We start from the raw sequence: 9972 nt of genomic DNA on the forward strand, positions 1-9972 counted from the left end.
GCTGCCGATGGGGAATTGCGTGTAGTTTCACAGGGGCGTCAGTGGTGAGGGTTAGGCGCCCCGGTGTTCGGGAAAGCGGGGCATGGGGCCGGAGCGATGGCGTCCACGGGTCCGGGCGGGGCGAACCACTGGTGCCAGTAGAAGGCGATGGCGCAGTTGACCTGGGTCTGGTGGCGGCGGATGGCGCGGTCGGTGCGGACCTGGAAGTCGGCCCAGCCGAGTTCGTCCTTGATCTGCTTGTAGCTCTGCTCGATCCACGGCCGCAGAACGCAGAGGCGGAGGATCTCGGTGAGGCCGGCCGGCGGGTGTGGGCTGGTGGAGGCGCGGGCGGCGTTGGGGTGGGGCAGGTTGGTGGTCAGGTACCAGGTGGCCTTCTCCGGCAGGGTGGCCGGGTTGGTGGGCCACGACCAGGCGGCAGGGTGCGTGGGGGCCGTAGCCGCCGAGGCGGGCATCGGCGGCCCACCAGGTTTTGGTATGGCCGTCGCGGAAGTGACGCTCAACTGGTGTGCAGTCGCCGGGATGTTTAGCGTTGCGCCAGGTCATGGCGCGGGCTGCGTCGACGGGGGCGTGCGGTTGGTTGGCTCGTGCCCGGGTGACGCGGTGCGGTTTGAGCGCGACCACGTAGGCCAGGGCGGCCTCGCACTGGGCGAGGTACCAGTCGTCGCTGACGGAGTAGGCGCAGTCGGCGACCACCGCCCGGCAGCCGAAGCCTGCCTCCCCCCCCCCCCCCCCCGCGGACCGCGAGAGCGGCACCGATCTGTGGTTTTGTGGGGAAGGCCGGGGCGGAGCCGGTGCGGGTGAAGTGGTGGGCGGGGGTGTAAGGGGTCGCGTGCACGTGCAGCGGGTAGTACACGCGGCCGTCGGTCCATACCGTGGTCACCGTGACGATGCCGTTGTCCGTCTTGCCCAGCCGGCCCAGCCACTGCCGTGTGCGGAGCCGTCGCCGCCTGCTCGCGCAGCAGCTCGAGCCGCCGGTTGCCGATCTACTCGGCCTCCCAGGGGGACTCGGACAGGAAGAACTGCAGACGCTGCACCCCCGGCATCCCCGCACCCGCCACCGGCTCCGCCCCTGCCAGGCACGTGATCGTCTTGTTCCGCTCCCGCGGCGCCAGCAGCCCGGTCAGATACTCGCGGAAACCCCGCCGCTGGGCCAGACTGAAGAAGAGGTCGTCGAACCGGGCCGCGTACTGCTCCAACGGCCCCGACGCAGGCGGACACGGGCGTCTTCCCGGCACCCGACGCACGGATCGATCTACCTCCGCTGGGGTGGCGCAATAGGATTTGGGACCCGTCGATTGAAGACCCACACTCCCTGCGTGTGGGTGGCTCCGATGACTCGTCCCGCGTTCCGCAGCCATGGATTGGCCCGCTGGAACGGTGCGAAGTTGTCGTTCGAGACGATCACCCCACCTACTTCGTCGGCGATGCTGATCACTAGGGCGTCGCCTCGGCCCTCAGTACCGGCCGGCGGCTGTACCACGGTTCCGTCGGCGATGGCCGCCTCGACGGACGGCCGTTCCCCAGCAGTGACGTCGTGCCGGAGGGTGGCGTCGACTACTACGTGGATGTCGCGCTGAGGGTGCTTGAACTGCAGGGACCGCACGGCCGTCTCCAGAGCCGCGAAGCTCGGCTTGCCGCCGGACGCACGTGGCGGCCGCCCGTTCCAGGCGAGATTGGATCCGTCGACGACGAGTGGTGCCGTGTCGGCCTTCTGACCGACCGAGTGAGGGGTGGAACGCGGTGGAGCGGGTTTGGCCACATTCGCGCTGTGTCCATTGGCCTGCGACTGCTGGGGATGAGTCGGGGCGGCCGTAGACCGGACGGGAGAGGTGAGGGCGAGCAGCCGGTCGAGTTCCTCCTTCACTTCCGGCAGAACGTTTCCGTCCCCGAAGACCTTCACCTCGCCGTCGAGGACGACCTGGCCGGTCTTCTGGAGAGTCGCTGTGACGGTCAGTAGACCTTCCTTGCTGTAGGTGTACTCCAAGTCGAAGACACCGTCTTCGGCCTTGCAAGGCTCGGGGTATGTCAGGACGAGGTCGGTCAGTTTCACGTTGTCCGGATGGTCGACCTCACGGTCCGGGTCGCCCTCCCAGACCTCGACGGTCAACTGCGAGACGTTGTGCTTGGTCGGTTCGTACGACTTCATGCGTTGTTGAGGCAACCGCTGGTTGCGGTCGATGAGGGCGCTGAAGCTCCGTCTGCCCCCGCGGTCTTTGGTGACGGTTCCCAGGGCGTGTGCGTTGACCACGCGGATGATGCTCTTCAGCTCGCCGTCCATCGCGGCGGCGCTGATCGCCGCGCCCTGGGCCACCGCGGTCATCGGGTCGCAGAGGGCGGTGTCCACGAGTTCGCAGTCGAGTGCCTCTGCGACGGCGGCGCGCACGGCGGGGATCTGGCTGCTGCCGCCAATCATCAACACCGCGGTGAGGTCCTGCGGATCGATCCGCGCCTGCTCCAGGCACTTCTCCACCGGGTCGAGCGCACGGTTGATGAGGTCCTGGATGGCCTCCGAGAACTCGTCCTGTCCGATTTCGACGTGGGCGCCGTCGGGGGTGCGGATGCCGACTGATTCCTGGTGGGACAGCAGGATCTTGGCCCGCTCGATCTCCAGGGCGAACGCTCGCTTCTCGGAATCGCTCCAACGCCCCTGTGAGGGTGCGCGGTCGAGGACCATGCGGCGCAGTCGGGCGTCGATCTCCAGGCCGCCCAGGCGGTTGACGCCTCGGCTTGCCTTCTCGTCGAAGAAGCCGTCGTCGTGCAGGAGGAGGGTGGCGTCCATTGTGCCGCCACCCCAGTCGAAGACCAGGAACTCGCCGTCGACCTCCATCTCGTGTGCGTAGGCGATCGCCGCCGCTGTCGGTTCGTTCAACAGGGTGCGGACCGTGATCCCTGCGGCTCGCGCGGCCTCACGTGTCCGGAAGCGGGCTGCCCCCGTCGCGTTGGCGGGCACGGTGATGACGGCCTCGCGGATCTCGGTAGCGGCCTCCTCTTCCGCCGCTCCCGCGATGGCATGGAAGACACCGGCGGCGGCCGTGGTAGCGGCGAACCGCTCGCCGCCGAGCTTGACGAACGGCTCCTCGCGCAACATCCTCTTGCACGCCTCGACGGCTTGCTCGGAGCGGAGCTTCGCCTCCCAACCGAACAGGGCGCCCGGCCGCAGAGAACTCGTTCCGACAACCGACGGGTAGAGCAGCTCGAACCCCCGGCGCCCCCAGTTGGCGTCTAGGCCCTGCCCGCCGATCTCCAGTACTTCGACATATTCGCCGTTCCACTGCGCGGCGACTGAGTTGGTGGTCCCGAAGTCGATTCCGGCTGCCGTCATGCTTCTTCCCCCGCCTGCACATCCGCGGGTCCGGCAACGCGCCGCAGCTGCCCCGCGAGAATGACCTTCCCCGTCAACTCGTCCACATAGGCCGGACTCAGCAGCTCGAAGGCGTCTCCCTCGCCTTCGGTCACCACGAACCGGTCGCTCTCTTCCGGCTCTGTGACCCGTAGCAGCCGGAGCTCCCGCAGGTGCCCTGTCATCGCGCCCTCGATGGCCTCGCGGCTCGCCCCAGCCCTGGACCAGAGCAGAGCGTCGATCTCGGCAAGATGCCCGGAGAACTGGGCGCGAGTACGGAACTCGTCCAGGACTGCTCGGCGCACCGCCGCGGTGAGCGCACTGGCTGGGGGCCCCTCGTCGGACCCCGCGGCCTCAAGAGCCTCCGGTACGCGGGCCGCCACCCCCTTGATGACCGTCATCGCGTCGATCGGATCAGGTCCAGGAGGAGCCTCGGCGACACTGGCCTCCGCGGGATTGACCGAAATACCCGTCCGTTGCCGTCGCTCCTTACGGCGCTTCAGGCCTCCGGGCCTGTGCGGTGGCGGCGAGTCATGCGCACCGGGTTGCGTCTGGCCGCACGCAGGGCAGAGACGGTGCGGTCGCTCTCTTTTGGGGATCTTCTTCTTGGGAGGCATCAGGGCTGTTCTGTCTGGTTCGGACGGATGTTGGGGCAAGGCGATGGCGTTGGTCGGGTCATTGTGTGGAGCTGTGGCGGTCGAGGCGCGGCGCGGTGGTGCGGAAGTTGGCGAGGAGTTCTACTGCGGCACGGGCACGGATGGCCTCCAGCTCGCTGCCGCTTGTCACCGGAGTTCGACGGGGCATGGCTTCCACCTGGGGCACCAGATGCTGCGGCACCTGGGATGGCAGAACATACCGGGATCTGTCGAGCGGTAGTTGGTAGAAGACGTCCCAACCTGCTTCCCCGCGCTGTGCACCACGGATGCGTTCCTCGGCCATGTTCAGTTGCGACTGGGCTTTCGCATCGCCCTCGTGCTGTCGGAATATCTCCCTGCAGCGCTGCTCCCAACCGTCGGCTCCGTGTTCCAGGCCGATGTCGAGGAAGGGGTTGCTGAACGGACCGCGGTCGTTTCTTCTCATCCCTCTCCAGGCGCGGAAGAGCCGAAGGTTGCTTTCGGCGACGGCTCCGCCCTGTGCGGCGGCCCTGTCGACGTAGTCCTCTGCGGCCTCGAGAAGCTTGTCGCGTTCCGTGCGCGAATCGGCTTGTTCGCTCTGCCTCGCCGCCGCGTACGCTGCAAGGGCGTAGCCCTCCTGCACCAGCTCCACGGGAACCTTGCGGCTGCCCGAGCCGTCCCGGGTGAGGGAGCGAGCCTGCCGGGCCGCAGCCTCTAAGCCACCAGTCTTGACCAAATCGTACGCACGGTTCACGGCGACGAGGGCGTAGAACGGACTCCGCCCAGCGTCTACGAGCTCTCCTGGGCTCCAGAGAGTGGCCATCAGCAGCCAGAGTCCACGGTCTTCGACCATGCCCGCCGGCCACTGCCCGGACAGAGCACCCGACTTGAGATCGCGTAATTCGACCTGCTGGGCTCGGGGCAGGGCGGCATCGAGCGCGGCCATGGAGGTCACGTCGCCATCCATTACGACGTCGCACAGCAGGTCCCATACATCGTCCGGTTCTTGGCGGACCAGGGTCTCGCCGAGCAGAAAGGACTGCCGCCGCAAGTAGGCCTGCCAGTTGCGGCGCTTGGCCTGCTCGCTTGTGACCTGGCCAGGAGCTAGACGCGCGAGGAGGTAGAGGGCTTCCCCCTCATCCCGCTTTGTCCAGGGCGCATCCTCGCGCACGAGGCCCCCGTGGTCGATCAGATCGTCGAGGACGGAGAGGGGTGCCCAAGGGAGAAGCTCGTCGAGAAAGCGATTCGGTACGGGGACGGCGCCGCGTGTCGCTGCGGTCGCGAAGAGGGAGAAGGCTGGTCCGCCCGCGACCGCGTGGGAACGCTTACTGACGAGGTCCAAGCCGGGCGCCGTAGAGCACAGCAGCCTGCACCGGTCCAGGCCGGCCTCGTTAAGCCATCGCACATCAGCGGCCCAGAGGCTCCGCAGATGAGCGAGGACCGACTCCGGCGGCATGGCGCTCAAACCCGCGTGCACCGCGGGCATCAGGGCCTCGCGGTCAGGGTCCCCCTGCAGGGCCCGCTCGAGGATCGCTCGCTCCGCACTGGGTACTTCGGTCGCAGCCACCGCCTCCGTGAGCATCGCGAGCACCGACTCGACTGCCTCGCCGCCTCCGACGCCGAGCCAACGCCACTTGCGCTGAACGAAACCGCTGACTCCAGAGACAGCCTGGTTCTCCCTGCGGTCACGCGCACGTGCCAACCGCTCCTGCTCAGCGGCTTTGGCCGCGTGACGCGCGGCAACCGGGTCCGTTATGTCGTACACGCCGACAGGCTATCCGCAAGATCTGACAATCCGTATGGCTTCATGCGTATCGTGACCTTCGGCGATGGACTCTCACCCCCAGTGTTCCTCCTGGTAGCGCAGGAGGTCGTCGCCGTGGAGTTGCTTGGTGGCGTTGCCGACCCGGACCCAGAAGTCGGTTGCCTCGTTGCCGCCCTTCGTGGGCTTGGCGAACACCGGTCGACCCGCCGCGGCAACACTGATCTGACAGACGACCTGGCCGGACACTTCGGGGAAGTGGACGCGGACGGTGGTCGCTGTCGGGGTGGACAGACCGTTGTCCAGGAGTTGGCGTACGAAGAGCTCGTACCCGTCAACACTGGCCTGCGACTCCAGGGTGGCGAGATCGCTCTCGATGCCGAGGACAGTCGAGTCGTCGGCCACACCGATGAACAGATTGCCGCCTTCGCCGTTCAGGAAACCGCAGACAGCCTTGACGATGTTGTGCCGTAAGGATTTGTCGGCTTGTTGCGTGTACACGTTCCAGCGGGCACTGGCCTTGAATTCGGTGCTCTGGGACTCGCCGGCGGTGATGATGTCGGCCGACGCGGTGGGGACATACGCAGGCCGTTCCTTGATAAGGCTCTCGAACGCTTCCTGCACCACCCGGGCGATCAGCTGGCGCCGCCGTTCCAGGAAGGTCGGGTAGTCAAGCTGCTCCCAGCCGACTGGGAGCGCGTGCCAACGTACCTGCCGCTCGAGTACCACCGGGTCCATCGCGTCGGTGATCCTCGGCCAGTAGTCGTGCGGCGCGTCGGTGTTGGTCATCTCGCTTGCCGGCCATGTCACGTAAGCCATGTTGGCGATGGCGTTGACCTGCCGCCGGTCGGTGATGCCCAGCCCGGCGAGCGTCTTGGGGTGGAACAGGTGGTACCGATCGACGCCCTTGGCCGGTTTGACCGAGGGGTCCAGAAGATCACGGATTCGTAGGCTGCCGCACAGCATTTCGGCGTCGAGAATGTTCAGCGCAGCCTGGTAGGCGAACAGCACCGGTGAGCGCGACGAGGAGGTGTCCAGCCGGTTCGGCAGCGAAATGTTCCAGTAGTCGCCAGTGAAGTTCGCCGCGATGATGCGGTCGAGTTCCGCGGAGAAGGCTTGGCCGTCGCCGTGAGGCAGACTGCCGATCCGCCCCAGGTCGAACTCCATCTGCGACTCTGGGGAGTTGGAGTACCGGCCGGTGGTGTGCGCCATGAAGAACCAGCGTGCGATCACCGGACGGAGTTCGTCGGCCGTCAACCCGAAGTCGTGGTGTCCGATCAGCCAGATCGTATAGCCGTACAGCAGGGCGTTGTCGGAGGTGATCATCTTGCGGCTTCGAAATCCGGCCTCCGTGACGCACTGAAAGAATTCGTGCCAGTTGGTCAGGTCCAGGACCTTCGTGTGCGCTTTGGCCAACCGGTCGAACTGCTCCTGTCGCCGTGTGACGGTGACCTTGCCGGTTTCGAGGTCCTTGCCCCGCAGGACGCTGTAGACGTGCTGCAGTCGGGCACGCCTGAAGGCCACAGCGACCGCGACGCGCAGGAGTTGGTCTGGCCGGGGATCCAGGAAGGCGTTCCGAGGGCTCGGGCCTGGGAGTCCCGCGATCACCGCGGCCCGGCTGAAATCTTCGAGCTGGCGCCGGCCCTTCTCCCAGTGCACCGACATCAGGGTGAGGATGAAGTCGGACTGGTTGAGCTTCACGCCCTCGGAGTTGATGCGAACGAAGATGTCGGCTACCTGCTCCTCGTCGGCCGAAGCGCCCAGCTCCACCACCTGAAAGCGAAACTCGTGCGGGTCTCGGACTCGGTCTATTCGTTCTTCGAGTTCGTCCTTGGCGGCGTCGGACAGGGCCTGTCTGCTTGCCTGTTCCAGGCGTTGGAAGAACTTCCGGACGGTGGGCTTGTAACCGCCTTGGGTCCAGAGTGCGGTGATGTCCGGAATGAAGTGGGCGTCACGCTCGATCGCCGCATCTGTGACCTCGAACGTCTGATCCTCCGGACGAAAGGCGATGCGCACGTTGATCTCTTCGAAGGACTTGGTGACGATCTTGCGGCCTGTCAGGACGGCGAAGAGGGCGGTGAGCCGCTGCTGTCCGTCAACGACCAACAGCTGGGGTGCCCGATCCCCAACTTCCGTCCCGATCTGCCGTGTCCCCACCTCGGCTCCGGTCTCCCAGAACATCAGGGTGCCGATCGGGTAGCCCCGATACATCGAGTCGAAGAGATCCCGAGTCTTCGCCGCCGACCAGACGAACGGCCGCTGAATATCCGGGAGTCCGATCCGGCCGCCTTCGATGTTCTCGATCAGGTGCCGGAGCGTGTAACCCGTATCGCGGTACAGAGTGGGTGGCACGGCCAAGAGCTCCTAGTGTCCGAGGTCGGTTGGTCGGCGGAAGCAGGAAGAGTGTGGAGCCAGCATCAGACTTCTACCACGCGGACTCGTCGCGCCGCAGCGCCAATAGCGCCTGTCGCAAGGTAAGTTGGGGTAAAGCCCACGATCGGAATGGCCCGGGAGCTACGCGAGTTCGGTGACCGATCTGGGCATTCGCGGGTGACGGTCCTCGTCCTGCATCTTCTGCATGAGGTCGAAGCCGTCCTGCGCTGTGATCAAGCCCGCCTTGACGGCCTGCTGCATCATGTCGAGTGTTTCCGCTGTACGCAGGCCCTGCTCGCGGGCGTAGTTCAGCGACTCTCGGTCGTCCGATATCCAGCAGGCGTTTTCGAACTCGGCCCAGTGTGTGATGACGTAGCAGGTTTCGGCCTCGCCGAGGTGTTGCAGGGGGCGGTCGTCGGAGCCGCCGAACACGGCGGTGCGGATGCGGCGTATGCGGGCCGCGTCCGCTGCGTCCGTGACTCTGAGTGCTTCGCCGAGCCAGCCCTGCAGTTGGATGTTCTGCAGGGCCGGGAGCCAACGTGCCGACCTTCGGGCTTCTCGCGCCACGCTCTGGGTCCACCTGCCGCGGCCGCCGAGTACTGCGCGGAGGATTTCGAGGCGCTCGATGGCGGCGAAATTGCACAGGACGGTGTTGTCAGGGAACAGGAATTCGCTCATGCGACACCGCCGGTCCTCTGCTCCGTCTCGATCCTATTCCTGAGTTCGTCCACATCGATGCCGAGCAGCGTGGCGTAAGGGCGCAGCGTGGACTTGCCGGCCTTGTAGGCGGCGAGTGTGTCGCGTGCGAGCAGCCCGGGTAGCCGGGGCTGCTGCGAGAGCCTTGTGCGCCTGTCGAACTCCTCGCCACGACCAGCGAGTTCCGCGGCCTCGACGGCCGTCATCCGCTTGAAGCGATCGCACATGCCGGAGTCGACCATTCGCAAGTGGAGCATCCGGTACGCCAGGCTGGTGGGGCTGACCATCAGTTCGCAGGCCAGGGTGGCGAAGCTTTCGCGGCTCAGGCCTGTGGCCTTGATGGCTCCTCGAAGGGTGTCCTCGGGCATGAGGAAGGCGGATGCGAAGGCGTTCGCGCACTGCTCGCTCGGATCCCGCTTCTGAGCGGGCGCGAAGATGTCCCGGTCGAGGTGGACAGACTGGTTGTCGCCGGCGAGGAGGTGGCCGAGTTCATGGGCAAGGGTGAAGCGCTGACGTGCGGGGGCGGATGTAGCGGCCAGGAGGATGAGCTTGGCGTCGTCGGTGGTTCCCGTGAGGCCGTCAAAGCCGTCGCTGTGCTGGACAACAGCTACATCGGCGCCGAAGACGTCCTCGATCAGCTCCGCCAGATCACCTTCGGAGATTGAGTGGCTGCGGCGCGCGACCTCCTCAAGGGCTACCTGCGCCAGGCTCTCTCCCCGAGCCTTGTAGCTGCCGATAGCGAGCACTTTCTTGGTGACGGGCCGCCAAGGCTGCGGATAGCCGAGCGTGCCCAGATCCGCGCGCCGGGACGTGTACTCCCGTGCTGCCTCTATGGCTTGTGCGGCCTCGCCGGTGGTGGTCCTCGCCGCAACAGCGAGCGGGGGTTCGGCTCCGGTGAGCAGGAAGTCCATCGAGACGTCGAATGCCTCGGCGATGGATGCGAGGTCGCCTACGGAGAAGGGGCTCACACCACTGAGTGACTCGGCGAGTTGCGTGGCCTCCAGGTCTGCTCGCTCGGCGAAGGCGTCGAGGTCCAGTCCTGATTGTTCCATCAGGTTTCGAACACGGTCGGAAGTGCTGGGCATCAGCGGACAGTAGCCGGTCGATTGCACAGCCGACAAGGCAAACAGTGGGCTTGAGTGCTGGCTGACGCGATGGCCAGCACGAGGAAGTAGCCGGGCTGATTC

8 protein-coding genes are annotated in these 9972 nt (G+C 66.3%); all 8 read right to left on the reverse strand.

The features are described from left to right. Positions 1 to 38 precede the first annotated feature (38 nt). Entirely contained in the window at positions 39 to 452 is a 414-nt protein-coding gene (locus ACGFX9_RS14555) for a hypothetical protein (protein ID WP_393470239.1), read from the reverse strand. Between the two features lie 531 nt (positions 453 to 983). Next, positions 984 to 1196, reverse strand: a complete 213-nt coding sequence (locus ACGFX9_RS14560; RefSeq protein WP_393470242.1) for a hypothetical protein — start codon at positions 1194 to 1196, stop codon at positions 984 to 986. Between the two features lie 56 nt (positions 1197 to 1252). Further along, positions 1253 to 3322, reverse strand: coding sequence for an Hsp70 family protein (locus ACGFX9_RS14565; protein WP_393470245.1), 2070 nt, complete (start codon positions 3320 to 3322; stop codon positions 1253 to 1255). Further along, positions 3319 to 3741, reverse strand: a complete 423-nt coding sequence (locus tag ACGFX9_RS14570; RefSeq protein ID WP_393470247.1) for a hypothetical protein — start codon at positions 3739 to 3741, stop codon at positions 3319 to 3321. Before ACGFX9_RS14570 ends, ACGFX9_RS14565 begins: the two co-directional genes overlap by 4 nt. Positions 3742 to 4015: 274 nt before the next feature. Further along, positions 4016 to 5719, reverse strand: a complete 1704-nt coding sequence (locus tag ACGFX9_RS14575) for a hypothetical protein (protein WP_393470250.1) — start codon at positions 5717 to 5719, stop codon at positions 4016 to 4018. 72 nt (positions 5720 to 5791) lie between these two features. Continuing rightward, on the reverse strand, positions 5792 to 8068 hold the full coding sequence (locus ACGFX9_RS14580; protein WP_393470253.1) for a DUF262 domain-containing protein: 2277 nt from the start codon (positions 8066 to 8068) through the stop codon (positions 5792 to 5794). Positions 8069 to 8230: 162 nt separating this feature from the next. Then, positions 8231 to 8767 carry a hypothetical protein gene (locus ACGFX9_RS14585; protein WP_393470256.1) on the reverse strand — a complete coding sequence of 179 codons (537 nt, stop codon included), beginning with the start codon at positions 8765 to 8767 and terminating at the stop codon, positions 8231 to 8233. Further along, positions 8764 to 9870 (reverse strand): helix-turn-helix domain-containing protein, encoded by a 1107-nt coding sequence (locus ACGFX9_RS14590; protein ID WP_393470260.1) that lies wholly within the window; start codon positions 9868 to 9870, stop codon positions 8764 to 8766. The genes ACGFX9_RS14585 and ACGFX9_RS14590 overlap by 4 nt, the downstream gene beginning before the upstream one ends. Between the last annotated feature and the right edge of the window lie 102 nt (positions 9871 to 9972).

This window comes from Streptomyces sp. NPDC048436, assembly GCF_043200355.1.
Lineage (GTDB): Bacteria > Actinomycetota > Actinomycetes > Streptomycetales > Streptomycetaceae > Streptomyces.

Bases quoted from the DNA above. Each gene is read 5' to 3' on its own strand.
- ACGFX9_RS14590 (WP_393470260.1), bottom strand. From the start codon at position 9,870: ATGCCCAGCACTTCCGACCGTGTTCGAAACCTGATGGAACAATCAGGA.
- ACGFX9_RS14565 (WP_393470245.1), bottom strand. From the start codon at position 3,322: ATGACGGCAGCCGGAATCGACTTCGGGACCACCAACTCAGTCGCCGCG.
- ACGFX9_RS14555 (WP_393470239.1), bottom strand. From the start codon at position 452: ATGCCCGCCTCGGCGGCTACGGCCCCCACGCACCCTGCCGCCTGGTCG.
- ACGFX9_RS14585 (WP_393470256.1), bottom strand. From the start codon at position 8,767: ATGAGCGAATTCCTGTTCCCTGACAACACCGTCCTGTGCAATTTCGCC.
- ACGFX9_RS14570 (WP_393470247.1), bottom strand. From the start codon at position 3,741: ATGACGGTCATCAAGGGGGTGGCGGCCCGCGTACCGGAGGCTCTTGAG.